General features: G+C 71.3%; 26 protein-coding genes and 1 pseudogene. 16 read left to right on the plus strand and 11 right to left on the minus strand.

Features of this window, described 5'->3' with window-relative positions:
- Positions 1 to 82: 82 nt before the first annotated feature.
- Positions 83 to 1,150, minus strand: a complete 1,068-nt coding sequence (recA, locus tag VM685_RS18505) for a recombinase RecA (protein WP_325461652.1) — start codon at positions 1,148 to 1,150, stop codon at positions 83 to 85.
- 303 nt (positions 1,151 to 1,453) lie between these two features.
- Here recA and VM685_RS18510 point away from each other — a divergent pair, with 303 nt between their 5' ends.
- From VM685_RS18510 to VM685_RS18520, 3 genes are all read left to right on the plus strand, one after another.
- Positions 1,454 to 2,410: a phosphoribosylaminoimidazolesuccinocarboxamide synthase gene (locus VM685_RS18510; RefSeq protein WP_325461653.1), complete on the plus strand. Its 957-nt coding sequence runs from the start codon at positions 1,454 to 1,456 to the stop codon at positions 2,408 to 2,410.
- A gap of 284 nt (positions 2,411 to 2,694) precedes the next feature.
- Entirely contained in the window at positions 2,695 to 3,102 is a 408-nt protein-coding gene (locus tag VM685_RS18515; protein WP_325461654.1) for a ribonucleotide reductase subunit alpha, read from the plus strand.
- 114 nt (positions 3,103 to 3,216) lie between these two features.
- The gene (locus VM685_RS18520) at positions 3,217 to 3,402 is read left to right on the plus strand and encodes a hypothetical protein (RefSeq protein ID WP_325461655.1); all 186 of its coding nucleotides are present in this window, start codon (positions 3,217 to 3,219) and stop codon (positions 3,400 to 3,402) included.
- Between the two features lie 140 nt (positions 3,403 to 3,542).
- On the opposite strand, the gene VM685_RS18525 is transcribed toward VM685_RS18520, so the two are convergent.
- Together VM685_RS18525 and VM685_RS18530 are read right to left on the minus strand one after the other, a co-directional pair.
- On the minus strand, positions 3,543 to 3,830 hold the full coding sequence (locus tag VM685_RS18525) for a DUF2218 domain-containing protein (protein ID WP_325461656.1): 288 nt from the start codon (positions 3,828 to 3,830) through the stop codon (positions 3,543 to 3,545).
- Positions 3,830 to 4,390 carry a PadR family transcriptional regulator gene (locus tag VM685_RS18530; RefSeq protein WP_325461657.1) on the minus strand — a complete coding sequence of 187 codons (561 nt, stop codon included), beginning with the start codon at positions 4,388 to 4,390 and terminating at the stop codon, positions 3,830 to 3,832. Before VM685_RS18530 ends, VM685_RS18525 begins: the two co-directional genes overlap by 1 nt.
- A gap of 208 nt (positions 4,391 to 4,598) precedes the next feature.
- Between VM685_RS18530 and VM685_RS18535 the strand changes: the two genes are divergently transcribed.
- Both VM685_RS18535 and VM685_RS18540 read left to right on the plus strand, forming a co-directional pair.
- Positions 4,599 to 4,799, plus strand: coding sequence for a hypothetical protein (locus VM685_RS18535; protein WP_325461658.1), 201 nt, complete (start codon positions 4,599 to 4,601; stop codon positions 4,797 to 4,799).
- A 24-nt stretch (positions 4,800 to 4,823) separates the two neighbouring features.
- Positions 4,824 to 5,555 carry an SDR family oxidoreductase gene (locus VM685_RS18540; protein WP_325461659.1) on the plus strand — a complete coding sequence of 244 codons (732 nt, stop codon included), beginning with the start codon at positions 4,824 to 4,826 and terminating at the stop codon, positions 5,553 to 5,555.
- 5 nt (positions 5,556 to 5,560) lie between these two features.
- On the opposite strand, the gene VM685_RS18545 is transcribed toward VM685_RS18540, so the two are convergent.
- Entirely contained in the window at positions 5,561 to 5,785 is a 225-nt protein-coding gene (locus VM685_RS18545; protein ID WP_325461660.1) for a hypothetical protein, read from the minus strand.
- 282 nt (positions 5,786 to 6,067) lie between these two features.
- Here VM685_RS18545 and VM685_RS18550 point away from each other — a divergent pair, with 282 nt between their 5' ends.
- From VM685_RS18550 to VM685_RS18560, 3 genes are all read left to right on the plus strand, one after another.
- Entirely contained in the window at positions 6,068 to 6,313 is a 246-nt protein-coding gene (locus VM685_RS18550; protein WP_325461661.1) for a hypothetical protein, read from the plus strand.
- A 127-nt stretch (positions 6,314 to 6,440) separates the two neighbouring features.
- A complete protein-coding gene (locus VM685_RS18555) occupies positions 6,441 to 6,638 on the plus strand; it encodes a hypothetical protein (protein ID WP_325461662.1) in 198 nt (65 codons plus the stop codon).
- A 2-nt stretch (positions 6,639 to 6,640) separates the two neighbouring features.
- Positions 6,641 to 6,766, plus strand: coding sequence for a hypothetical protein (locus tag VM685_RS18560; RefSeq protein WP_325461663.1), 126 nt, complete (start codon positions 6,641 to 6,643; stop codon positions 6,764 to 6,766).
- Here VM685_RS18560 and VM685_RS18565 read toward each other — a convergent pair.
- Complete coding sequence (locus VM685_RS18565) at positions 6,763 to 7,350, minus strand: TIGR00730 family Rossman fold protein (protein ID WP_325461664.1); 588 nt, start codon at positions 7,348 to 7,350, stop codon at positions 6,763 to 6,765. The genes VM685_RS18560 and VM685_RS18565 overlap by 4 nt on opposite strands.
- Positions 7,351 to 7,536: 186 nt before the next feature.
- Between VM685_RS18565 and VM685_RS18570 the strand changes: the two are divergent.
- From VM685_RS18570 to VM685_RS18580, 3 genes and pseudogenes are all read left to right on the plus strand, one after another.
- A pseudogene (locus VM685_RS18570) lies at positions 7,537 to 7,734 on the plus strand (cold-shock protein); the annotation flags it as partial.
- 153 nt (positions 7,735 to 7,887) lie between these two features.
- Positions 7,888 to 8,109, plus strand: a complete 222-nt coding sequence (locus VM685_RS18575) for a cold-shock protein (RefSeq protein WP_325462044.1) — start codon at positions 7,888 to 7,890, stop codon at positions 8,107 to 8,109.
- 157 nt (positions 8,110 to 8,266) lie between these two features.
- Positions 8,267 to 8,848 (plus strand): hypothetical protein, encoded by a 582-nt coding sequence (locus VM685_RS18580; protein ID WP_325461665.1) that lies wholly within the window; start codon positions 8,267 to 8,269, stop codon positions 8,846 to 8,848.
- Between the two features lie 4 nt (positions 8,849 to 8,852).
- On the opposite strand, the gene VM685_RS18585 is transcribed toward VM685_RS18580, so the two are convergent.
- Entirely contained in the window at positions 8,853 to 9,947 is a 1,095-nt protein-coding gene (locus tag VM685_RS18585) for a phosphatidylinositol-specific phospholipase C1-like protein (protein WP_325461666.1), read from the minus strand.
- Positions 9,948 to 10,105: 158 nt separating this feature from the next.
- On the opposite strand from VM685_RS18585, the gene VM685_RS18590 reads away from it, so the two are divergent.
- From VM685_RS18590 to VM685_RS18605, 4 genes are all read left to right on the plus strand, one after another.
- Positions 10,106 to 10,390, plus strand: a complete 285-nt coding sequence (locus VM685_RS18590) for a hypothetical protein (protein ID WP_325461667.1) — start codon at positions 10,106 to 10,108, stop codon at positions 10,388 to 10,390.
- A 167-nt stretch (positions 10,391 to 10,557) separates the two neighbouring features.
- A complete protein-coding gene (locus tag VM685_RS18595; RefSeq protein ID WP_325461668.1) occupies positions 10,558 to 12,186 on the plus strand; it encodes an EAL domain-containing protein in 1,629 nt (542 codons plus the stop codon).
- A 134-nt stretch (positions 12,187 to 12,320) separates the two neighbouring features.
- Positions 12,321 to 14,354, plus strand: a complete 2,034-nt coding sequence (locus VM685_RS18600; protein ID WP_325461669.1) for an elongation factor G — start codon at positions 12,321 to 12,323, stop codon at positions 14,352 to 14,354.
- Positions 14,355 to 14,415: 61 nt separating this feature from the next.
- Positions 14,416 to 14,823, plus strand: coding sequence for a VOC family protein (locus VM685_RS18605; RefSeq protein ID WP_325461670.1), 408 nt, complete (start codon positions 14,416 to 14,418; stop codon positions 14,821 to 14,823).
- Here the strand turns inward: VM685_RS18605 and VM685_RS18610 are convergent.
- Both VM685_RS18610 and VM685_RS18615 read right to left on the minus strand, forming a co-directional pair.
- Positions 14,783 to 15,421 (minus strand): glutathione S-transferase family protein, encoded by a 639-nt coding sequence (locus VM685_RS18610; RefSeq protein ID WP_325461671.1) that lies wholly within the window; start codon positions 15,419 to 15,421, stop codon positions 14,783 to 14,785. The two genes, VM685_RS18605 and VM685_RS18610, sit on opposite strands and share 41 nt — an antisense overlap.
- 71 nt (positions 15,422 to 15,492) lie before the next feature.
- Entirely contained in the window at positions 15,493 to 16,104 is a 612-nt protein-coding gene (locus tag VM685_RS18615; protein ID WP_325461672.1) for a DUF2306 domain-containing protein, read from the minus strand.
- A gap of 155 nt (positions 16,105 to 16,259) precedes the next feature.
- On the opposite strand from VM685_RS18615, the gene VM685_RS18620 reads away from it, so the two are divergent.
- Positions 16,260 to 17,012 carry a LytTR family DNA-binding domain-containing protein gene (locus VM685_RS18620; protein ID WP_325461673.1) on the plus strand — a complete coding sequence of 251 codons (753 nt, stop codon included), beginning with the start codon at positions 16,260 to 16,262 and terminating at the stop codon, positions 17,010 to 17,012.
- 6 nt (positions 17,013 to 17,018) lie between these two features.
- Here the strand turns inward: VM685_RS18620 and VM685_RS18625 are convergent, their stop codons facing one another.
- From VM685_RS18625 to VM685_RS18635, 3 genes are read right to left on the minus strand one after another with little or no spacing between them, the layout of a single operon-like run.
- Entirely contained in the window at positions 17,019 to 18,842 is a 1,824-nt protein-coding gene (locus tag VM685_RS18625; RefSeq protein ID WP_325461674.1) for a DUF885 domain-containing protein, read from the minus strand.
- A gap of 14 nt (positions 18,843 to 18,856) precedes the next feature.
- A complete protein-coding gene (locus tag VM685_RS18630) occupies positions 18,857 to 20,665 on the minus strand; it encodes a DUF885 domain-containing protein (RefSeq protein WP_414693402.1) in 1,809 nt (602 codons plus the stop codon).
- A gap of 14 nt (positions 20,666 to 20,679) precedes the next feature.
- Positions 20,680 to 22,536 (minus strand): DUF885 domain-containing protein, encoded by a 1,857-nt coding sequence (locus VM685_RS18635; protein ID WP_325461676.1) that lies wholly within the window; start codon positions 22,534 to 22,536, stop codon positions 20,680 to 20,682.
- Between the last annotated feature and the right edge of the window lie 177 nt (positions 22,537 to 22,713).

Consider the following 22,713-nt stretch of genomic DNA (forward strand, 5'->3'; position numbering starts at 1 on the left):
CGCACGCTCGCGTGGGGTCGGCTGGGACGGGCCGGGTTGGCGGGTGACCCGCCCCGGGCCGCGACGCGCGTCCTCGGCGAACCTATTCCTCGCCGTCCTCCGGACCGCCGACGAGGAGCTCCTCCTCGATGGTCGCCTTGGCGCCGCGGACGGCCTTCTCGATCTCGCCGGCCATGTCCGGGTTCTGCTTGAGGAACTCGCGGACATTGTCGCGGCCCTGGCCGATGCGCGTGGAGTTGTAGGAGAACCAGGAGCCGGACTTCTCGATCACCCCGGCCTTCACGCCCAGATCGATGATCTCGCCCAGCTTGGAGATCCCCTCCCCGTACATGATGTCGAACTCGACCTCGCGGAACGGCGGGGCGACCTTGTTCTTCACCACCTTCACGCGGACGTTGTTGCCGACGATCTCGTCGCGCTGCTTCACCGAGCCGGTACGGCGGATGTCGAGGCGCACCGAGGCGTAGAACTTCAGCGCGTTGCCGCCCGTGGTGGTCTCCGGCGAGCCGTACATCACGCCGATCTTCATGCGGATCTGGTTGATGAAGATGACCAGGGTCTTGGCCTTGGAGATCGAGGCGGTGAGCTTGCGCAGCGCCTGGCTCATCAGACGGGCCTGCAGGCCGGGCAGGCTGTCGCCCATCTCGCCCTCGATCTCGGCCCGCGGCGTCAGCGCCGCCACCGAGTCGATGACGATCACGTCGACGGCGTTCGAGCGCACCAGGGTGTCGGTGATCTCCAGCGCCTGCTCGCCGGTGTCGGGCTGGGCGACCAAGAGGTCATCGAGGTTCACGCCGAGCTTGTGGGCGTAGGACGGGTCGAGCGCGTGCTCGGCGTCCACGAAAGCGGCGGTGCCGCCGCTCTTCTGCACCTCGGCGACCACGTGCAGGGCGAGCGTCGTCTTGCCCGACGATTCCGGCCCGTAGATCTCCACGATGCGGCCCTTCGGCAGGCCGCCGATGCCCAGCGCCAGGTCGAGGCCCAGCGAGCCGGTGGAGTAGGACTCGATCTCGACGATCTTGCCCTTCTCGCCGAGCTTCATGACGGAGCCTTTGCCGAAGGCCCGGTCGATCTGCGACAGCGCCGCTTCCAGAGCGCGCTGCTTGTCTCCGTCTTCTTTTCCCACGAGCCTCAAAGCCGATTGCGACATATGCCAAGCCCCTTCTATCTCAGATTCCCGCCAACCCGGCCGGAAGAAGCGTCGCCGAACCGAGGACTCAGCTGTACCGCTTTCGTTCTCTGTTCGCAAGATGTTCTCTTGCGGCAGACTGCGGCGGGCTGAAGCCCCGGGCCGGCCGGGGCGACGCGCTCCCGCCGGCAGAGGCACACTGCGGCCGGGGTCCGTCAGAAACGGACGCAGGTTCCAGCGGCCGATCAGTCGCCGGGCGGGCGGCGCTCCTGCACGGAACGCCCAGTCCTTGACGGGGCCCGAGGGGGCTCCAATACCGGGGCCATGCAGCCACCCGCCCCGCCTGCGCTTGCCGACGCCACGCTTCCCGGCTTTCCCAACCACTACCGCGGGAAGGTGCGGGACACCTACGATCTGGCCGACGGGCGCATCATCATCGTCGCTTCAGATCGGCTGAGCGCCTTCGACCGCATCCTGGCGGTCGTTCCCCACAAGGGTCAGGTGTTGACCCAGACCGCGCGCTACTGGTTCGAGAGGACGGCCGACATCTGTCCGAACCACGTCCTGGAGTATCCGGACCCCAACGTGGTGATCGGCCAGCGACTGAGTATCCTGCCCGTGGAAATCGTCGTGCGGGACTACCTTGCGGGGACGACCGGCACCTCGATCCTGACCCTCTACAGGCAGGGTGAGCGAAGCATGTACGGGCACACCTTGCCCGATGGGCTGCGCGACAATCAGCGCCTGCCGCACCCGATCATCACCCCTTCCACCAAGGCCTTCGACGCCGGCCATGACGAGCCGCTGACGCCGGAGGAGATCCTTGAACGAGGGCTGCTTACGCCGGAGCAGTGGGACGCGGTCTCCGCCTACGCCCTGGCGCTGTTCGCCCGCGGACAAAGCCTCGCCGCCGCGCGGGGCCTCATCCTGGTCGACACCAAGTACGAATTCGGGATCGACGCCGAGGGCCGTATCCTGCTGGCCGACGAAATCCATACGCCGGACTCGAGCCGCTACTGGATCGGGGAGACCTATCCCGCGAAGTTCGCAGCGGGCGAGCGCCCCGACTCCTTCGACAAGGACTTCATGCGCAGCTGGGTGGCCGCGCGATGTGATCCGTATGTCGACGCGATCCCGGAGATCCCGACCGACATGATCGAGGAGACCTCGAAGGTCTACATCCGCGCCTTCGAGGCCATCACCGGCCAGCCGTTCCAGCCCCCCGCCGCCGATGAGCCTGTGCTGGACCGCATCCGCCGCAACCTGGCGCCATACCGGTGACGTCCGCCCGCCCCTAGCTTGGCGGGATCGAACATGAACTCGCGCAGTTCCTGCTCGCAGCGGCAGGCCACCGCGACCATCGGGAACGCCCCGGCCGTGAGCACCATGGCTTCGCTCGGGAACGAGATGAGGTGCTTGGTCATGGCCGATGACGCACCATGGACGGCCGCGCGTGCAGCGTCTTGCGCCCCGCCCGGTCGTCGCGAGGCTCGGCGGCGCTGGCTGTGGGCCGGCGGCCGCGATAAGGCTCGGGCGGGACCACGCGGAGCGCCAGGACACCGGCCGTGACAGAGATTTCGCATTTCCAGCAGTTCCTGCGGGCCGCCGCCGAGCAGCCGCAGCCGCAGCGCCTCCTCTTCGTGTTCGCGCGGGCCGAATTGCCGGACAAGGCCACGGCCGAACAGCGCGAGCGGTTCCTGGCCGGCCAGGGCGGCGCGCTCTCGCCCCTCATGTGCGTCGACAAGGCGCCAGGGGACATCGCCGACTTCGAGGCCCTGGCGGCGGAGTCGCGGCGGGCGGGCCCGCCCTGGCAGGTGGTCTTCGCAGCGGGGCTTTCCGGAAGCGACGGACGGCCGCCGACGCCGGCGCAGATCGACCAGGCGCTGGAGAAGATGGTCCACGCGGTGCTTCTGGGCGCCGTCGCGCCGTTCGCCGCCTACAACCCGCAGGGCGAGCCGCTGGATCTCCGCTGACACGAGCGTCCGTGGCGGGACGTTTATGGCCCCGCCGGTCGTTGTTGTTTTCGGATGTGACGGTCGTGCGGGTTGGGACGCTCGACCGGAGCGGGACAACAGCAGGGGTTCGCCGTGTCGGGCTACAGGCTCTATTTCATCAGCCGGTCGGGACGGATCGAGGGCCGCACGGACCTCGAGGCGACCGACGACGCCAAGGCCATAGGCCTAGCGGAAAAACAGCTGGATGGCCGGGGCGTCGAGCTCTGGGCCGGCGAGCGCCTCGTAAAGAAATTTGAGCGGGCGGAACCCAAACGGTAGCGCTTCGTTGATTTCCTGCAGCGGCGCTGTCAGGCCGCTGCGCTAGCGTCCGAAGTCTGCGGGGAGACGAGCCCAACCGGTCGCCCGCAGGAGATCCCCCGGTCCGCCGCATCCCCGGGCCGGGGGATTTTCACATGTGCCTAGGCGGGGTCGCGCCAGGCCACCGCCAGCTCCTCGCGGAAGGCGAAGCGGACCAGGTGGCGGACGACCACGTCCTTCAGCGCCTCCAGCTCCGCCGGACCGGGCGCGGTGAGCGCGATGCTCAGGGTCTCCGCCTCCGCCCGAAGGTCCACGTCGCCGGCCGGAAAGCCGATGCGGCCGGCGCGCTCGCCGTGGCTGACCGGCAGCCTGTGGGCGAAGTGTTTGCAGAGCTGGACGAGGTACTTGCCCGCCTGCGGGGTGACGATTTCGGCGCGGCTTTCCGACATCAGCTGCGCTCCACGGCCTGGGCGGCTGCGTCGAGGGCCGCGGCGATGGCCTCGGCGGCCGCGGGCTCGATGGGCCCGCGCCGCATCCGCAGGCGGAGCGCCAGCTTGAGGTTCTCCATCCCGCGGATCACCGGCGCGGGCACGCCCTCGGGCCGGCCGCGGCCCCCCTCGCCCACCCGGGTCAGGAGCGCGTCCACGGCGGCGCGGTTGGCCTCCAGGAACTCGAGCCCGTCGGCCGTGGCGGTGTAGCGCTTGCGTCCGCCGTCCTCGGTCTCGACGGCGGCGTAGCCGCTGTCGTCGAGCCAGGCGAGTGTCGGATAGATGACGCCGGGGCTGGGCGTGTAGGCGCCGCCGAACTGCTCCTCGATACCCTTGATCAGCTCGTAGCCGTGGCGCGGCCGCTCGGCCAGCATCGCCAGGATCAGCAGCCGGAACTCCCCGTAGTCGAACAGCCGCCCGCCGCGGCGGCGGCCGCCGTGGCGGCCCCGGTGGTGGTGGCCCTGGGCCTCGTCGGTGGCGGTGAAATGGCGGGCGCGGCCGCCGCAATGCATGTGTCTCATGTTGCCGATATAGGTCTCGATATATCTTACGTCAAGATATATCTCGATATGTGTCTGATTGGTGGAGAATCCGGGGGAGGCATGGCGGCCCGGTCGCCGCAAGGCTCTGAATTCCCGAAAATTCCGGCCTCGACCGGCGGAAGCGTTTCCCCTGGCGGGCGACTCAGCGATCTTCGGGGCCGGGGGGTGTGAAGGACGAGGAGCCGCCATGCCAGACGCTACCTATGTCGCCTTCGTGCCGACCAAGAGCCGCGACGCCCTGCGGCGCATCCTGCAGACCGAGGACACGAGCCCGCTCACCTGGCGGGAGCGCAAGAGCCTGTTCGGCAGCGAGTTCTACTTCTCCGGCCCGCCCGACCTGGCCCGCAAGGCCCAGGCCTATGTGGCCGAGTGGGTGCTGTCCCACTAGCCGCCGTCGCGCTAGGACGCGCGTATGAGCCAGGCCCCCGCACCGTCTCCCGCCCACGTCCTCGTCACCGGCTCCACCCGCGGCATCGGGTCGGCCATCGTCGAGGCGCTCTCGGCCAGGGGCGCGCGGGTGGTCGGGCACGGCAGCCGCGACCGCGACGGGGCGCTGGGCGCCGACCTCTCCGACCCCGCCGCGGCCGACGGCCTCTGGGACCGGGCCCTGGGAGCGCTGGACGGCCGCATCGACGTGCTGGTGAACAACGCCGGGGTCTTCGAGCCCGTGCCGGTCGATGCGCCGCTGGCGGAATGGCAGGCCGGCTGGGGGCGCACCATGCAGATCAACCTGCAGGCCTCCGCCGACCTCTGCCGGCGCGCGGTCCTGCACTTCCGCGAGCGGGGCGGCGGCGGCCGGATCGTCAATATCGCCAGCCGCGCGGCCTACCGCGGGGACAGCCCGGCGCATTGGCACTATGCGGCGTCGAAGGCCGGCATGGTGGGCATGACCAAGTCGATCGCCCGCGGCTATGCGGCCGAGCGCATCCTGGCGTTCGCGGTCTGCCCGGGCTTCACCATGACTGGCATGGCCGAGGACTACCTGGCGAGCCGCGGCGGCGACAAGCTGCTGGCCGACATCCCGCTAGGCCGGGTGGCCACGGCCGAGGAGGTGGGCGGCGCGGCGGCCTGGCTGGCGCTCGAGGCGCCGGCGTCGATGACCGGCGCCGTCATCGACATCAACGGCGCGAGCTATGTGCGGTAGGCGCCTCAGCCGTTGAGGGCGGCTTCCGTGGCCTCGATCTCGTCCTTGATCCAGTCGTGGCCGGTGGTGACCAGCACGCCCTCGATGGCCGAGATGTGGCCGCGCAGGCGGTCGCGGATCTCGGGCGGCACGTCGCTGCGGCCGGCCATCCAGCGGGCGATCTGGTGGACGGCGAAGGCGGTGTGCAGGGCGAGCTTGTCGCGGTCGTCGTCGCTGAGCTTCACTTTCATGCGGGGGCTCCTCGTTGCCTGCCAGAATAACACGCCAGATGGCCTGTGGGCGCATCGCTTCCGGGAGGGGCGGCCAGTAGCGCTGGCTATTGGAGGGCCGAGACCCCATATGTGATCCGTGCGCCGCCGGGCGTGCGCCGCCACTCAAGCGGTCGAGCAATTCCGGCGCGGCGCCCCTTCAAGGACAGCAATGTCCCTCCTCTTCGTCGGCTCCGCCCTCTGCGTCGCGGCCGCGCTCGTGCTTCCCGCGATCTTCTCCCTCGCCCGTCCCGGCCAGCGGCCGTGACGTCGAGCCATATCCTGCGCGACGCAGGCCGGTCCTGCACCTTCCGCCTGCGCCGTCGCACGGGCGTCTGGGAGGTCACCCGCGACGACGTATTCCACGGTGACTACCTGACCCGGGGCGAGGCCCTGCGCAGCGCCTGCTCCGCCGCCCGCTCGTTCGAGGCGGCGGGCGGGACGGCGAGCGTGCTCGCCTCGCCCGGAGACACGCCCATCGCCCACCGGGCCGCACGGCCGGGCTCCTGAAACCGATCCGGCCGGAGGGCCCCATGACCGAACTCCCGAAGACCCCGTTCCTTTCGCCGCGCAATGTGCCGCTCTGGGCCGGCTTGGCGCTGATCGTGGCGGTCGTCGCCATCGTGCTGTGGCTGTGATGGACGACGTCCCGCACGGCGCGCGCACCCGCGAGGACCTCGAGCGGGAGAACGCCTACCTGAAGCTGCGGGTCGCCCAGCTCACCTCCGACGTCGCCGACCTCTCCGCGGAGACCGACCGGCTGCGGCAGGAGCGCGAGCGGCTCCACGGCCGGCAGGCGGCCCGGGCCGCCAATCCGCTCTCCGGCGGTCAGTAGGCATGGCCGAGCCCGTCTCGATCCTGATGCTGATGGGACCGATGGCCGCCCTGGTCGGCTATCTGGTGTTCGCGCGCCTGCGCCGCGGGCGGGACCGGACCCCCGCCGAGCCCGGGACCGACGGCTAGTACCGCGGCTCCACCGGCGCGCGGTTCCACTTCGGCGGCGGGGGGACGTAGGCCCGGAACTTCTCCAGGGCCTCGGCCGTGTCGTCGGCGTAGACCAGCATGTCCACGTAGGGCTGGGTGGAGAAGCCCTTGTCGGCCATCTGCTGGATCGTCTGGCGCAGCAGGTCGTAGTAGCCGTTCACGTTGACGAAGCCGCAGGGCTTGGCGTGGAAGCCGAGCAGCGCCCAGGTCCACTGCTCGAAGATCTCCTCGAAGGTCCCCGGCCCGCCCGGCAGGCAGAGGAAGCCGTCGGAGAGCTCGGCCATCTTCCACTTGCGCTCGTGCATCGAGTTGACGACGTGCAGCTCGGAGAGGCCGGTGTGGGCGATCTCCTGGCTGACCAGGTCGGCGGGCATCACGCCCACCACGGCCCCGCCGGCGGCCAGCGCCGCGTCGGCCACCGCCCCCATCAGCCCCACGCGGCCCCCGCCGTAGACCAGCGTCAAACCCTGCTGGGCGATCAGCGTGCCCGCGCGGACCGCCTCCTGGAGGAAAGCGGGATCGGAACCGGCGGCCGAGCCGCAATAGATGCAGATGCTTTTCACGAATGGTCTTCGGAGGTTGGCGCAAATGAGGGGCCTGGGCTGATAGGCTGATTGCGCTCTTCTGTCACCGTGCGGCTGGCGTGAGGGCTATTCCGCCGTTACATAGCTTCCACGGCTCGCCACAATCGGTGGCCGGGCGTCGCCGGTTGGGCGGCGGAAGACTTCTATCTCGGTTAGGTCACGCGAATGGCGACGGGCACGGTCAAGTGGTTCAACACCGCTAAGGGCTTTGGTTTTATTCAACCGGACGACGGCGGCAGCGACGTCTTCGTCCACATCTCGGCGGTCGAACAGGCGGGCCTGCGCGGCCTCAATGAAGGCGACCAGGTCCAGTTCGAACTGGAACAGGACCGCCGGTCGGGCAAGCTGTCCGCCGGTCAGCTGGTGGTCACGGGCCAAGGCGCCCCGGTGGCCCGCAGCGGCGGCGGCGGCTTCGGCGGCGGCCCGCGCGGCGGCGGCGGCGGCTTCGACCGTGCGCCCCGTGGCGGCGGCTTCGGCGGCGGCGCCGGTGGCGGCGGCGGGCGCTCGCCCGGCCAGATCGCCGGCTCCGGCGACGGCACGGTGAAGTGGTTCAACCCGACCAAGGGCTTCGGCTTCATCCAGCCCAACGACGGCGGCCAGGACGTGTTCGTCCACATCTCGGCGGTCGAGCAGGCGGGTCTCCGCGGCCTGAACGAAGGCCAGACGGTCTCCTACGACCTCGAGCAGGACCGCCGGTCCGGCAAGACGTCGGCGACCAACCTGCGCGTCACGGGCTGACCTGACGCAGGGCGGGCCCGCGCAGCGCGCGGGCCCCCTTCTCCGGGCGAAGGCGACGGCCTCCACAAGGCCGCGCGCGCCCGACCTATGCTGAACCAGCGCGTCGGCGAGGCGTTCGGACCCCCACACGAGGGGCGGAAACGCCTTGGAGGACCCGATGCGCCGAACGCTGATCGTGACCCTGGCCGGGGCCCTGTCCCTGCCGGCGACGGGCTGGGCCCAGACGGTCGACCAGCCCGTTCCGCCGCCTGACGCGGCGGCCCCGCTCCCCGAAGACACCCTGGCCGACGAGGCGTCGGCCCAGGCGGCGGCGCCCGAGGCTGCACCGCCCGCCGGGCCGCAGCCGGGCGACCCGGCCCCGCCGCCTCCGCCCCAGCCGGCGGAGACCTCGAAGGACAAGAAGAAGCTCGACCCCGCCAAGACGGCCGGCGGGTCCGTGGGCGGCGTGCTGGGCAGCGCCGCAGGCGCCGCCGGCGGACCGCTGGGCAGCGCGGCGGCCGGCTTCGTCGGCGGCAAGATCGGCCGCGGCACGGCCGGCGTGCTGAAGAAGGTGTTCGGCGGCGGCAAGAAGAAGAAGGACAAGGTCGAGCAGGCGGCGGCGCCCGCCGCCCAGGCGGCGGTGGATACGGCCGCAGCGGAGCCGGCGCCGGCCACGGCCGAGCCTGAGGTCGCCGCCCCCGAGCCGACGCCTCCGGCGGCGGTCGCCGAGCCCGCGCCTCTGGAGGCGCCGTTCCGCTAGGCGCCTAGCGGCCTGGCTGGACCGGCGAGAGCCGCACCGTCACGGCGCCCGGCAGCCTCGCCTCATAGGCGGGGAAGCGGGGGTCGGGCCGCATGTAGTCGGTGGAGACGTACTGGGCGCCCGAGGCGAAGGCCGCGGCCTGGCGGGTGCGGTCGCCCGTGCGGGCCTCGGCGGTGTCGGCGTCGGCGCGGGTGCGCACGATCAGCCCGGCCTTCACCGCCGCGGCGATGCGGGCCTGCTGCTCGGCCGGCTCGTTGAGGGTGATGTAGCCGGCGGCGGGCGAGGTTTCCTCGATGTTCACGAAGGCCACGCGGCCCTCCAGCACCTTGCGGCCGCCGCGGTAGAGGGCGACCTGCGCGGGCGGGCAGTCGCAGGCGAACATCACCTTGCCGCGGGCCTCGCCCAGCTTCGGCCAGGCGCCGGCGGCCGCGGCGGCCTTCAGGCTCGGGTGTCGGCCCTGCACCCGGTCCGGCGTGATCAGGGCCGTGTCGGGAAAGACCGCCCGGATCTCCGCGTCGATGGCGTCCATGCCGGCCGCGTCGAACGCCGGCGCGGTGACGCCGCCGGGGATGCCGACCGCCCCTTCCTTGAGGTTCAGCAGGATCAGCAGCGGCGCGTGGTCGGGGTGGGCCTGCGACCAGGCGCGGACCTGCCGCAGGCAGTCGGCGAACAGCGGGCAGACCGAGCGGTAGTCCACGTCCTGGGCGTGCAGCACCTTGAGGCCAGGGCCGCGGAGCGGGGCGAGGTCATAGGGCGTGGTGTCCTTCACCAGCCGGCGGAACACCGGGTCGGCGTAGAGGCCCCCCTTGGGGTCGTAGGCCAGGTCGATCTCGAGCTGGCGGGCGCCGTCGTCGAGCTGCTCGGCCAGCGGGCGGTGGGCGTAGTCGAGCGCATCGGCCTGCTTCGGGTTGGCGGACCGCAGCAGCGCCATCTCCTTGTCCGCGATGGGGAGCTTGTAGGAATTGTGGGTGCCCACCGCCTGGATGGCGTTCATCGGCAGGGCGTCGACCGCCTCGCGCGTGCATCCGGCCTCTCCCGACGGACGCTCCAGGTCACAGGCGGCGGCGATCGCGGCGGCGGCGAAAAGGACGGTGAGCATGGGCAGGTTCCCCGGAGAGTCGGCAGTGTCGCCAACCTGGGGCCGTCCCGCGACGGAATTTTCACAGCCGGTTAAGCATAGACCCCTGGTTGCGATATCTAAACTTTAAGACGTGAGACCTAGCCTGCTAATCATCAGCAAGCTTGGCCGAGGGGCTCATGAGCGAGGACATAGCCAGCAGCCGGCGCGACCTGGTCGCGCGGGTGGCCACGCTGGAGCTGCTGGTTTCCGACCTGATCGACCTGCTCTGGAAGGTGGATCCGCAGGGCATGGAGCGGCTCGCGAACGAGGCCGGCCAGGACCTGGAGATCCAGAACACCCGCATCCTCGCGGCCGCCGAGCACCAGCGCGAGCGCCTGTTCACCGTGCTGGCCGAGCGCCGGCGCAAGCTCCGGCACCGCCGCCGCGGCGTGCAGGAGGACGAGGCGGCGCTGAGCGCCTGACGGTCCACGAGATCCCATTCTCCCGCCGCCTCACTCCGGCGCGGAGACGGAGGGGCGCCGCCCCAGCTCCCCGCCCACGGCGGCGCCCCTCCATTTCATGCGCGGAAACCGAGGGTTAATCGGCGGGCGCTAGGGTCACGGTCCAATTGGGTCCCTGGAGAGCCTGTTTGTCCCTCGGCGCGTCCCGGCTGCTCGGCTTCGCCTTCGCGAACGCCGACCTCCTCGTCGAGGTCGGGACCGACGGACGTATCGCGCTCGCGATTGGGGCCAGCGAGATCGTCTCCGGCGCGGCCGAGGGCGAGCTGAAGGGCAAGGCCTGGTCCGACTTCGTCAGCCCCGACGACCTGCCGATGCTGGACGCCCTGTTCGACGGGCTGGAGGACGGGACCCGCGCGGGTCCCGTGATCGCCCGGCTGGCCAAGCCGAAGGACGGCAAGGAACGCGCCGTGTCTCTGGCCGCCCTGCGGCTGCCCGGCAACGGCGGGGCGGTCTCCTGCGTGCTGTCCGCCGCCGCCGCCGAGAGCGCGCCCAAGGCCGGCGAGCTGCACGACCGCGAAGCCTTCGAGGAGATGGCCCTGCAGCTCCTCAAGACCGCCAAGTCCGGCGGGACGGAGCTGGAGCTGGCCATGCTGGACATGGCGGGCCTGGAGGCCGCCCGCCAGAAGGCCTCGCCCGCCGACCGGGCAGCCCTCGACCGCCGCCTGACCGGCGCCCTACGCGCCGAGGCCTACGGCGGCGCGGCCGCCACGGCCCTGGGCGACGAGCGGTTCGCCCTGGTTCGCGCCCGCGGCGAGGCCATGGGCGCCCTGGTCCAGCGGGTCACCAAGCTCGTCCAGGCCGCCACGCCGCAGCCGATCAAGCCCACCGCCGAGGCCATCCCCCTGCAGGGCGACGGCGACCGGCAGGCGGTGCGCGCCCTGCGCTACTGCCTGGACAGCTTCCTGCGCGAGGGGCCCGGGGCGGCCACGCCGACCAACCTCTCGGAGGCGCTGAGCCTCTCCCTGGAGCGCACCCTCGACGAGGTGGGCGCGCTCGGCCAGGCGATCCGCAACAAGGAGTTCAAGCTGGTCTTCCAGCCGGTGATCTCGCTCGGCACCGGCGGTCTGCATCACTACGAGACCCTGGTGCGCTTCGGCGACCAGGGCAGCCCCTTCCCGATGATCCGCATGGCCGAGGAGATGGACCTCATCGAGGCCCTGGACGTCGCCATCCTCGAGCGGTCGCTGGAAGTGCTGTCGAAGCGGCCGGGCCTGAAGCTGGCCGTCAATGTCTCGGGCCGCACGATCGCCAGCAGCGACTTCATCGAGCGGGCCTGCGAGCTGATCCATGGCCACCCCAAGGCCCGCGGCCGGCTGATGTTCGAACTCACCGAGAGCTCGGCCCTGGACGACCTGAAGCTCGCCGACCGCCATCTGACGGCGCTGCGCAACGAGGGCTGCGAAATCTGCCTGGACGACTTCGGGGCCGGCGCGGCCTCGCTCGCCTACCTGCAGCAGCTCAAGCTGGACGTGCTGAAGATCGACGGCCGCTACATCCGCGACCTGCAGCAGGGCGGCCGCGAGGCCACCTTCGTCAAGCACCTGGTCTCCATGTGCAAGGAGCTGGGCATCCGCACCCTGGCGGAGATGGTGGAGACCGACGAGGCCGAGGCGGCGGTGCGCGACGCGGGCGTCGATTTCGCCCAGGGCTGGCTCTACGGCCGGGCCACCGACGAGCCGGTCTGGTCGCCGCCCCGGCGAGAGGAGCCGGCATCACAAGACGGTCAAGTGGCGCTCCGCCCCTCGATGCGCCGCTAGCCGCGCGAGATTTCCCGGCCTAGGGTTCTCCCAAGGGCGGCGTAGGCCAGCTCCCACTGGTCGTACGAACCGTCCGCCACCGCGCCCTGGAGGCGTCCCCGTCCCTCGGCGCCTGAGGTGATGGGAGCGACCAAATGCCAATCCAGACACAGGGGTCCGTTCGGGCGCTCGCGCTCGTGGGCCCCACAAGCGCCGGCAAGACCACCCTGCTCGAGGCCCTGCTCCTGGCGACCGGCGCGGTGCACGCGCGGGCCGGCGGCGGCGGCGAGATGGTGGGCGACTCCAGCCCCGAGGCCCGCGCCCGCGGCCATTCGGTGGAGCTGAACCTCGCCGGCTTCGAGTTCATGGGCGACCGCTACGCCGTGGTCGACTGCCCGGGTTCGCTGGAGTTCTGCGCCGACGTGGACGCGGCCCTGCCGGCGGTGGACCTGGCGATCGTGGTCGCCGAGCCCGACCCCAACAAGGCCCAGCTCCTGCAGCCCACCCTGCGCGAGTTGGAGCGGCTGGGCGTGCCGCACGCCGTCTTCATCAACAAGATGGACCAGGCCAGGGGCTCGCTGCAGGAGCTGCTGGACGCCCTGGCGCCGGTGAGCTCCGCGCCCCTGGTGGCGCGCCAGATCCCCACCTGGGAAGGCGAGCACGTCACGGGCTACATCGACCTGGCCCTCGAGCGCGCCTTCGTCTACCGGCCCGGCCAGCCGTCGGAGCAGGTGGACATCCCCGGCGACCTACGAGACGCCGAGGCCGACGCCCGCTTCCACATGCTGGAGCAGATCGCCGACTTCGACGACGAGCTCCTCGAACAGCTCCTCTCCGACGTGACCCCGAGCCGCGACGCGGTGTTCTCCGACCTGGTGCGGGAGATGAACGACGGCCTGATCGTGCCGGTGTTCTTCGGCTCGGCGGCCAACGGGTTCGGCGTCCGCCGGCTTCTGAAGGCCCTCCGCCACGAGGCGCCCCTGCCCGACCGGGCGGCCGAGCGGCTGGGCGTCACCAAGGGGGCCTATGTGCTGAAGGCGGCCTACGCCGGCCAGTCCGGCAAGCTGGCCTACGCCCGGGCGTTCGGCGCCAAGCTGGACGACGGGGCCGAGCTGGTGCTGCCTACGGGCGAGCGCTGCCGGGCCGGCGGCCTGTTCGCCGTGCAGGGCGGGCAGCTCAAGAAGATCGCCTCGGCCCCGCCCGGCGAGGTGGCGGCGATCGGCAAGGTGGAGCAGGCCGCCGCCGGCCAGATCCTGTCGCTCACCGGCCAGCCGCAGCAGCTGCAGAACGCGGTCCGGCCGCGCCGGCCGCTGTTCGCCGTGGCCCTCTCGGCCCGCAACCGCAAGGACGACGTCCGGCTGTCCGGGGCGCTCTCCAAGCTCATCGAGGAGGACCCGGGCCTCACGCTCACCCACGATCCGGAGGCCCGGCAGGTGCTGCTGGCGGGCCAGGGCGAGGGCCATGTGCGGCTGGCCCTGGAACGGCTCAAGCGGCGCTTCGGCGTCGAGATCGACACCCAGGACCCCAAGACCCCCTACCGCGAGACCATCCAGCGCGGCGCGACGCACCGGGCGAGGCACAAGAAGCAGTCGGGCGGCCACGGCCAGTTCGCCGACGTGACCATCGAGATCCGGCCCCTGCCCCGCGGCTCCGGCTTCGTTTTCCAGTCCAAGGTGGTCGGCGGCGCGGTGCCCAGGCAGTGGGTCCCGGCCGTCGAGCAGGGGGTCCGCGACGGGCTGGAGAAGGGGCCGCTGGGCTTCCCGGTGACCGACCTGGAGGTGACCCTCACCGACGGCCAGACCCACAGCGTGGACTCCTCGGAAATGGCGTTTCGGATCGCCGGGCGCATGGCCATCGAGGAGGGGCTGAAGGCCTGCGGCTCGATCCTGCTGGAGCCCATCGAGAAACTGACGGTCTATTCGCCCTCGCCGAGCGCGTCGAACGTGACCTCGGCGCTCACCGCCCGACGCGGCCAGATCCTGGGGCTCGCGCCACGGGAGGACTGGCGCGGCTGGGAGCGGATCGACGCCTACCTGCCGCAGAGCGAGCGCCAGCACCTGATCGCCGAGCTGCGGGGCCTGACCCAGGGGCTCGGCGCCTTCGAGGCCGACTTCGACCACATGAGCGAGCTGACCGGCCGCCTGGCCGAGGAGGCGAGCCAGCAGGCCCGGCATACGGCGCCGGCCTAGGGGCGGAGCACGCCGTCCTCTCCCGCTCGCGCGGGGGAGGCGCGGCTGCTACAGGCGCCGGATGACCCAGCGCCTCGCCCTCACCGCCCTGCTCGTCGCGGACTACGACGAGGCGCTCGGGTTCTATGTCGGGAAGGCCGGCTTCGAGCTGGTCGAGGACACCGACATGGGCGCAGGCAAGCGCTGGGTGGTGGTGCGGCCGCCGGGGTCGGACGGCGGCCTCCTGCTGGCCCGCGCCCTGGGCGAGCAGGCCGCCCGCATCGGCGACCAGGCCGGCGGGCGGGTGTTCCTGTTCCTGGAGACCGACGACTTCGACCGCGACCATGCGCGCATGGCCGCGGCCGGCGTGCGGTTCCTCGAGGAACCGCGACGGGAGCCCTACGGGACCGTCGCGGTGTTCGAGGACCTCTACGGGACCCGGTGGGACCTCATTCAGCCGGCTCGGGCTGCTTCTGCTGCTGGGCGATGATCCCGTCGTCGATCTCGGCCGCGCGGATCGCCGCCGGTCGGGCGGTGTGGCGCGCCGCATAGGCCTCGAAAGCCGGCCGCTTCTCGATCGTGCCGAACTGCATGCCCCAGGCCAGGTGCGAGGCGAGGTAGAGGTCCGCGGCGCTGAACCGGTCCCCGGCCACGAACTCGCGGTCCTTCAGATAGCCCTCCATGGCGTTCAGCACGCGGGCCATGCTGCCGAAGCCGAGCATCGCCTCCTGTTCGGCAGAGGGCTGGACGGCCATCGCGGCCAGGCCGGCGGCCTGCTCGATGGGGCCGGCGGCGAAGAACAGCCAGCGGTAGTAGGGCGCGCGCTCCTTGCTGCCGTGCGCCGGCGCGAGGCCGGCCTGCGGGAAGGCGTCGGCGAGATAGGCGCAGACCGCGCCGCATTCGGTGACCACGGCGTCGCCGTGCTTCACGGCCGGCACCTTGCCCATCGGGTTCACGGCCAGGAAGGCGGGATCGTTCCTGCCCCATTCGACCAGCACGGTCTCGTAGGGCTGGCCCACCTCCTCCAGCATCCAGCGGATGATGCGACCGCGGGACATGGGGTGGGTGTAGAAGACGAGATCGGACATGGGAGCCTCCTTCGGCGGAATTCGGGCATTCAACACCCATCCTGCTGCCAGGGCATGTCAGCAGTCCGCGATCAGGCGGGCTGCAGGCGCAGCGCGCCGCGGCGCAGATAGAGCTCGGCGACCAGCAGGTTCGGGATCCAGGAGATCCAGGCGGTCGCCACATAGACCTGCTCGAAGTCGAGGCCGGCCATCATGCCGATCGGAAGGTAGAGGCGCAGGGTGACGGCCGCGAAGGTCAGCGCGAAGGAGCGGATCATCCAGCGCCGGTGCTCGTCGAAGCGGCGGGCCCGCGCGGTCATCCAGCCCTGGGCGGTGACGTAGATCCACAGCGGCCCCAGGAGCGCGAAGCCGAGGCCCGCCACGGGGCCGGCGGTCGTGCCGAAGGCCAGGCCGAAGCCCGCCGCGCCGCCCACGATGCAGCTCGTGGCGTAGACCCGGCCCAGCCAGCGGTGGAGGCGCGGCAGGCGGCGGCGGACGGCCGGCAGGAACTGGAAGGGTCCGACCAGCAGGGCGGTGGCCGCGCCCGCCGCATGCACGGCGAGCCAAGGCCGGGCGAACAGATTGGCCATCACGTTCTCGGACAGGAGGCCGACCTGCGGCACATACCGGTAGGAGAAGACGGCGACACCGACGCTCAGGAAGGCGGCGAGGCTCCAGGCGGCGATCGACAGTGGACGGGTCATGGACGGCTCCGATGTGGACGCCGCCTGCATCGCCGGGGTCGCCGCGGGGCGTCGAGGGGCGAACCCGCGAACGGCGCCTGGGCTGCGCCAACGGATGCGGGCATTTCGCAAGTCGTGGCAGGATCGGCGCGAACGACTCGCCGCCGGGAAGACGGATGCCGAACCCCGCCCTGCCGCCCTGGACCCGCCGGCTCGCCGCCGACGTCGCGCTCTATGTGGCGATCGGCGTGGTGATGGCCTTCCTCGGCCCGTTCGGCTCTTCGCAGCAGCCGCTCGCGGAGCGGTTCGTCTACTGGTTCATCTGCATGGTCGGCGGCGGCCTGATCGGCACCGCCATCGACGAGCCCCTGCGGCGCAGGGTGGGCCACTTCTGGCTGCGGGTCGGGCTGGCCAGCGTGCTGATGACCCCGTTCGTCACCGTCCTGGTGGGCTTCACCAACCACGTCCTGAGCCAGATGCGCCTCGGACCGGAGAACATCGCCGAGCCCTGGTTCCAGGTGTTCATCCTGAGCTTCGCCACCATGACCTTCCGCCAGCTCGCCTGGGCCCAGACAGTGAGCGCCGAGGCGTCGCCGGAGGCGCCCGGGGATCCCCTCGCCGCTTTCCGCCGACGGCTGTCGGCCAAGCGGCGCGAGGCGGCCCTGATCGCCGTGGAGGCCGAGGACCACTACCTGCGCGTCCACACCGACGCCGGCGAGGAGCTGATCACCGCCCGGTTCGGCGACGCGCTCTCCGAACTCGCCCAGGCGCCCGGCTTCCGCACCCACCGCTCCTGGTGGGTGGCGGCCGACGCCATCGACGAGGTGAAGTGGCTGCGCGGCCGCGGCGAGGCGCGGCTGAAGTCCGGGCTGGTGGTCCCGGTCAGCCGGTCCAACGCCGCGGCCCTCAAGGCCGCGGGCTGGTTCTGAGGCCCCTTACGCCCGGCTGGCGACCCACTCCTGCACGTGGCGCTCCAGCACGGTCAGCGGCATGGAGCCGGACAGCAGGGTGGCATCGTGGAAGGCCTTCAGGTCGAACTTCCGGCCGAGCTTGGCGCGGGCGTCCTCGCGGACCTTCACCCACATGGTGTGGCCGACCTTGTAGCTGCAGGCCTGGCCCGGCGAGGTGAAGTAGCGCTCCACCTCGCGCTGGGAGCGCGAGCGCGTGTTGCCGATGGTGTCGACCATGTACTGGGTGGCCTGTTCGCGGGTCCACCGCTTGTGGTGGATGCCGGTGTCGACCACGAGGCGGGCGGCGCGGAACAGCAGGGACTGCAGGTAGCCCGCCTGGCCCAGCGGATCGCTGCGGTAGGCGCCCATCTCGTCGGCGAGCTGCTCGGCGTAGAGGCCCCAGCCCTCCGAGAAGGCCGAGAAGCCGAAGCCCGCCCGGCGCAGCATCGGCATGCCGGTGGACTCCTGGGACAGTGCGATCTGCAGGTGATGGCCCGGCGAGGTCTCGTGGTAGGTCAGCGTCGGCAGGTTGTACCGGGGCCAGTCCCCCGTATCCTTGAGGTTGATGTAGAAGGCCGCCGGCCGCGAGCCGTCCAGAGCGGCGGGCTGGTAGTAGCCGTTGGCCGCGCCGTCCTGGATGAACGCCGGCACCCGACGGACCTCCACCGGCGCCTTGGGAAGCGTCGCGAAGGCGCTGGGCAGCTGGCGGTAGATGTCGGCCACCTGCTTGTTGAGGTCGGCGATCACCTGGGCGCGGCCCTCGTCGGTGTTCGGGTAGCGCTGCTTGGGGTCGTCGTTCAGGGCGATGAGGCGCTGGGCGACCGTGCCCTTCGTCATCCCCTGCCCCTTCAGGATGGTGTCGATCCGGGCGCTGATCTCGGCCACCTGGTCGAGGCCCATCTGGTGGACCTGGTCGGGCGTGTAGTTGGTGGTGGTCGAGGCCTTCACCGCATCCGCGTAGTAGGCCGCGCCGTCCGGCAGGGCCCAGACGCCGGCGTCGGGCTTCGCCTTGGCCCGGGCCGCCTGCATACCGGCGATCTGGCGGTCGAGCGCCGGGAACACCTCGGCCGTGACGATCTTCTCGGCGCGGGCCGCCCAGTCGCCGCCGAGCTTGGCCTCGGTCGCCTTCTTGGCGAGCGAGGTGACCATGATGGTCCGCGCCGCCGGCTGGTCGCGCAGGGCCTTCATCTGGCCGACGGCGAGGTCGCAGGCGAAGTCGGGCGGCACCACGCCCATGGCCATGTCCTCGCGCTGGCGGGCGAGGTCCTGGTCCATCTGCACGGCGAAGGCGGAGAGGCGCGAGAGCCAGGCCTCGGCGTCGGCCGCGGTCTCCACCCGGTGCTGGCTGTCCATGAAGTCCGGGATGTCCTGGTAGGACCCGGTGCGCTGGCTCACGACATAGGGGCTGAAGTTCCCGCCGACGGAGCCGAACTTGTACTTGTCGCCGGCCGCGACGGTCCGCTCCTGCTGGTAGAGGACCACGTCGAGGTCGACCTTGGAGGCCGGCGAGAGCTTCGTGCGGTCGATGGCGCGCAGGTCCCGCACCCAGCCGCGCGAGCGCTCCAGGCGGCGCTGCTTGGCGGCGGTGGAATTGTCGTCGAGCCTGGCCTTGAGCCCCGCGCGAGGCCCCTTGTCCATGCCCAGCATGGTGGCGAACTCGGGACTGTCGTCGACGAGGGTCTCGAACATGCGGTCGAGCTGGGCGCGGAGCCTGGCGTCCTCGGAGCCCTGAGCCAGCGCCGGTGTGGCGGCGACGAGGACGGCCCCGGCCGAGGTGGCCAGGAAGCTGCGGCGGTCGATGGCGTTCATTCTCTGGTTTCCCCCTAGGCCCGCTGGGCCGCGATGTGACGGTCGACGACGCCCTCCAGCACGGTGAGCGGCATGGCGCCGCCGAGCAGGACGGCGTCATGGAACTTGCGGATGTCGAAGCGCGGGCCGAGCGCGTCCTTGGCCTTCTGGCGCAGGCGCAGCCAGGTGAGCTTGCCGACCATGTAGCTGCAGGCCTGGCCCGGCCGCACGCAGTAGCGCTCGATCTCGGTGGTGGCGGAGGAGACCGGGCTGCCGTCGATGGAGACCATGGTCTCGATGGCCTTCTCGCGGCTCCAGCGCTTGGCGTGCAGGCCGGTGTCGACCACCAGGCGCGCGGCGCGGAACAGGGCCGCCTGCAGCATGCCGATCTCGCCCAGCGGATCGCCCTCGTACATGCCCATCTCCTTCGCCAGCTCCTCGGTGTAGAGGGCCCAGCCCTCGGCGAAGGCGGAGAAGCCGGCGGTGCGACGGAGCATGGGCGCGTCGCCCTCCTGCTGCAGGGTGCGCTGCAGGTGATGGCCCGGGATGCTCTCGTGATAGGTGAGCGTCTTCAGGGTCCAGGTGGGGTTCTCGGCGGAATCCCTGAGGTTGATCCAGTAGATGCCGGGCCGGGAGCCGTCGAGCGCGGGGCGGTTGTAGTAGCCGCCGGGCGCGCCGGCCTCGATGAACTTCGGCACCCGGCGGACCTCGACGGCGGCCTGCGGGAGCTGGCCGAAGTACTGCGGCAGCTTCGGCCGGATGCCCTCCACGTACTTGTTGAGGTCGGCGATCAGCCGCTCCTTGGCCTCGTCGGTGTTGGGGTAGTGGTACTTGTCGTCCTTGAAGAGGGCGGCGATCCGCTCGCCCACCGTGCCCTTCGTATAGCCCTGGCCCTTGAGCAGGACGTCGGCGCGGGCCGACAGCGACTTGGCGGTCTCCAGGCCGAGCGCATGGACCTCGTCCGCGCTGAGCGTCGTGGTGGTCATGTTCTTCAGCGCGTGGCGGTAATAGGCCTCGCCGTTCGGCAGCCGCCAGCAGCCGGCGTCGTGCACGGCCCGCGGCCGCAGGCTCTCCATCAGCGCGATCTGGCGGTCGAGGGCCGGGATGACCTTCTGGCTGTAGATGGCCGAGGCCTGGGCCTCGTAGTCGCCCGCCACGCCGTTGGCCTTTGCCCGGTCGGCCACGGAGCGGACGAGCGGCGCCTCGCCCGGCGCGGTCTTCAGCCCGCGCATCTGGGTGAGCGTCTTGTCGAGGATGAAGTCGGGCGGGACGACGCCTTCGGCCACGTCGCGGCGGACGCGCTCCACCTCCTCGTCCATCACGGTGGCGAAGGCCTCCAGGCGCGACAGGTAGGCGTCGGCGTCGGCCTTGGTCTCGATGGAATGCTGGGTGCCCAGGAAGTCCGGCTTGTCCTGGTAGGCCCCGGTGAGCTGGGAGAGGACGTAGGGCTGCTGGCCGAAGGCGTCGCCGTAGTCGAACTTCGCGCCCTCGGCGTTGGTGCGGGCGGTGAAGAGGACGGTCTCCCAGTCCGAGCGGCTGCGCGGCGAGAGCTTGCCGCCTTCGATCTGCTCCAGGCGGCGGAGCTGGCCGGCGTTGCGGGCGCGGTCCTCGGCGAGGTCCTTCAGCGATTCCCCGTCGAGCTGCGACTTGGCGGCGGCGCGGGCGCCCTTGTCGAGACCCAGGCGCGTGACCGCCTCGGGCGAGGCCGCCAGGTTCTCCTCGTACATGGCGTCGAGGAGGGCGCGGAGCTTGGCGTCCTCGGCCGAGCCCTGCGCGAGCGCGGGTCCCGCCAGCGCCGCCGCGCCGGTGGTGAGCAGGAAGGCGCGGCGGTCGATGGCGTTCATCTTCATTCCCTCGATCAAGCCCGTGCGGAGGCGATGTACTGGTCGATGCGGGCCTCCAGCACCGTCAGCGGCATGGCGCCGGCGAGCAGGCCGGCGTCATGGAACTGGCGCAGGTCGAAGCGCGGGCCGAGGGCGGCCTTCGCCTTGTCCCGCAGCCGGACCCAGGTGAGCTTGCCCACCATGTAGCTGCAGGCCTGGCCGGGCCACACGCAGTAGCGCTCGATCTCGGTGGTGGCGGCGCTGCGGGGCGAGCCGTCGATCGAGGTCATGGTGTCGATGGCCTTCTCGCGGCTCCAGCGCTTGAAGTGCAGGCCGGTGTCGACCACCAGGCGGGCCGAGCGGAACAGCGACGACTGCAGGTAGCCCACCTCCGCCAGCGGGTCGTCCGCATAGACGCCCATCTCCTGGGCGAGCTGCTCGGCATAGAGCGCCCAACCCTCGCCGTAGGAGGAGAAGAACATCGCCCGGCGGATCATCGGCAGGTCCGCCTCCTGCTGCAGGGCGAGCTGCATGTGATGGCCCGGCACCGCCTCGTGGTAGGTCAGGGTGGGCAGGGTCCAGGTGGGGTTCTCGGCCGTGTCGCGCAGGTTGATCCAGTAGATCCCCGGCCGCGAGCCATCGAGGGTGGGCTGGTTGTAGTAGCCGCCCGGCGCGCCGGCCTCGATGAACTTCGGCACCCGGCGGACCTCCACCGGCGCCTTGGGGAGCGTCGCAAACATCTGCGGCAGCCGGGCGCTCATCACCTTCACCTGGGCGTTCAGGTCGGCGAGCAGCTTCTCCTTGCCGGCGTCGGTGTTGGGGTAGTGGTACTTCTTGTCCCTGTAGAGCGCCTGGATCCGCTGGCCGACCGTGCCGCGGCTGTAGCCGGCCTTCTTCAGCAGGACGTCGGCGCGGGCCGAGAGCTCGCGGGCCTGGTCGAGGCCGATCTGGTGGATTTCGTCCGGCGACAGGGTGGTCGTCGTCGAGCCGCGCAGCGCCACGTCGTAATAGGCCTCGCCGTCGGGCAGGCGCCAGGCGCCGGCGTCGTGCACGGCGCGCGGCTGGATCTCCTTCATGAAGGCGATCTGGCGCTGCAGGGCCGGGACGACCTTGTCGCGGTAGATCAGGCTGGCCTGGCCGGCGTAGTCGCCAGCGATCCCCTTCTCCTTCGCCCGGGTGGCGACCGAGGTGACCAGCGGCGAGCGATCGGCCGGGCCCACCAGGCCGGCCATCTGGGTGAGCGAGCGCTCGACCACGAAGTCCGGCGGGATCACGCCCAGGCCTACGTCGTGGCGGGCGCGCTCCAGCTCCTGGTCCATCTGGGTGGCGAAGGCGTCGAGGCGCGACAGGTAGGCGTCGGCGTCAGCCTTGGTCTCGATGGTGTGCTGGGTGCCCAGGAAGTCGGGGACGCTCTGGTAGGCGCCGGTGAGCTGGGAGAGCACGTAGGGCTGGCCCGCGCCCTGGTAGCCGTACTGGAACTTGCGGTTGCCCTCGTCGGTGACCTCGAGGGTGGCCAGCAGGGTGTCGTAGTTGACCGCCGCCATGCCGGTGAGCGGCTCACGCGGGATGGCCTTCAGGCGGCGGAGCTGGTCGGCGGTGAGCGCCTTGTCGCGGGCGAGGTCGGCAAGCGAGGCGTCGTCCAGGCGGGCCTTGGCGGCGGCGCGGTCGTCCTTGTCGAGGCCGAGGCTGGTGACGAACTGCGGGCTGTCGTCCAGCGCCTCGCGGAACACCTGGTCCATGTAGGCGGAGAGCTGCGCCTGCGGCGTGGGCGGCGGCGGGGCGGCCGGGGTCGGTGGCGGCGGCGCGGTGACGACGCCCGGCGAGGCGGTGGCGCAGCCCGCGAGCGCGACGGTGGCGCCGGCGGAGAGCAGGAGATTTCGACGGCTCAGCATGAGCGTCCCCCCAATGTTACGTTTGTGACCGGAAGGCTTAAGGGTCCGGGGCGCAAGGCCGCAAGCCGCGCGCAAGGCTCTCGCCGTTAAATTCCGGTAATGCGCAAGGACTTCCCCCTGCCCGCTGGTCCCGCGCGCGCAGATCGGCTCAAATACGTCCGCTTCCAGCCAAGGATT

This window comes from Phenylobacterium sp., from assembly GCF_035539035.1.
Classification (GTDB): domain Bacteria; phylum Pseudomonadota; class Alphaproteobacteria; order Caulobacterales; family Caulobacteraceae; genus Phenylobacterium.

Coding starts and splice junctions, on each gene's coding strand:
- VM685_RS18530 (WP_325461657.1), bottom strand. CDS start 4,390: ATGAGACACATGCATTGCGGCGGCCGCGCCCGCCATTTCACCGCCACC.
- VM685_RS18630 (WP_414693402.1), bottom strand. CDS start 20,665: ATGAACGCCATCGACCGCCGCGCCTTCCTGCTCACCACCGGCGCGGCG.
- VM685_RS18555 (WP_325461662.1), top strand. CDS start 6,441: ATGGACGACGTCCCGCACGGCGCGCGCACCCGCGAGGACCTCGAGCGG.
- VM685_RS18635 (WP_325461676.1), bottom strand. CDS start 22,536: ATGCTGAGCCGTCGAAATCTCCTGCTCTCCGCCGGCGCCACCGTCGCG.
- VM685_RS18535 (WP_325461658.1), top strand. CDS start 4,599: ATGCCAGACGCTACCTATGTCGCCTTCGTGCCGACCAAGAGCCGCGAC.
- VM685_RS18600 (WP_325461669.1), top strand. CDS start 12,321: ATGCCAATCCAGACACAGGGGTCCGTTCGGGCGCTCGCGCTCGTGGGC.
- VM685_RS18585 (WP_325461666.1), bottom strand. CDS start 9,947: ATGCTCACCGTCCTTTTCGCCGCCGCCGCGATCGCCGCCGCCTGTGAC.
- VM685_RS18610 (WP_325461671.1), bottom strand. CDS start 15,421: ATGTCCGATCTCGTCTTCTACACCCACCCCATGTCCCGCGGTCGCATC.
- VM685_RS18615 (WP_325461672.1), bottom strand. CDS start 16,104: ATGACCCGTCCACTGTCGATCGCCGCCTGGAGCCTCGCCGCCTTCCTG.
- recA (WP_325461652.1), bottom strand. CDS start 1,150: ATGTCGCAATCGGCTTTGAGGCTCGTGGGAAAAGAAGACGGAGACAAG.
- VM685_RS18620 (WP_325461673.1), top strand. CDS start 16,260: ATGCCGAACCCCGCCCTGCCGCCCTGGACCCGCCGGCTCGCCGCCGAC.
- VM685_RS18525 (WP_325461656.1), bottom strand. CDS start 3,830: ATGTCGGAAAGCCGCGCCGAAATCGTCACCCCGCAGGCGGGCAAGTAC.
- VM685_RS18605 (WP_325461670.1), top strand. CDS start 14,416: ATGACCCAGCGCCTCGCCCTCACCGCCCTGCTCGTCGCGGACTACGAC.
- VM685_RS18560 (WP_325461663.1), top strand. CDS start 6,641: ATGGCCGAGCCCGTCTCGATCCTGATGCTGATGGGACCGATGGCCGCC.
- VM685_RS18510 (WP_325461653.1), top strand. CDS start 1,454: ATGCAGCCACCCGCCCCGCCTGCGCTTGCCGACGCCACGCTTCCCGGC.
- VM685_RS18540 (WP_325461659.1), top strand. CDS start 4,824: ATGAGCCAGGCCCCCGCACCGTCTCCCGCCCACGTCCTCGTCACCGGC.
- VM685_RS18545 (WP_325461660.1), bottom strand. CDS start 5,785: ATGAAAGTGAAGCTCAGCGACGACGACCGCGACAAGCTCGCCCTGCAC.
- VM685_RS18580 (WP_325461665.1), top strand. CDS start 8,267: ATGCGCCGAACGCTGATCGTGACCCTGGCCGGGGCCCTGTCCCTGCCG.
- VM685_RS18625 (WP_325461674.1), bottom strand. CDS start 18,842: ATGAACGCCATCGACCGCCGCAGCTTCCTGGCCACCTCGGCCGGGGCC.
- VM685_RS18590 (WP_325461667.1), top strand. CDS start 10,106: ATGAGCGAGGACATAGCCAGCAGCCGGCGCGACCTGGTCGCGCGGGTG.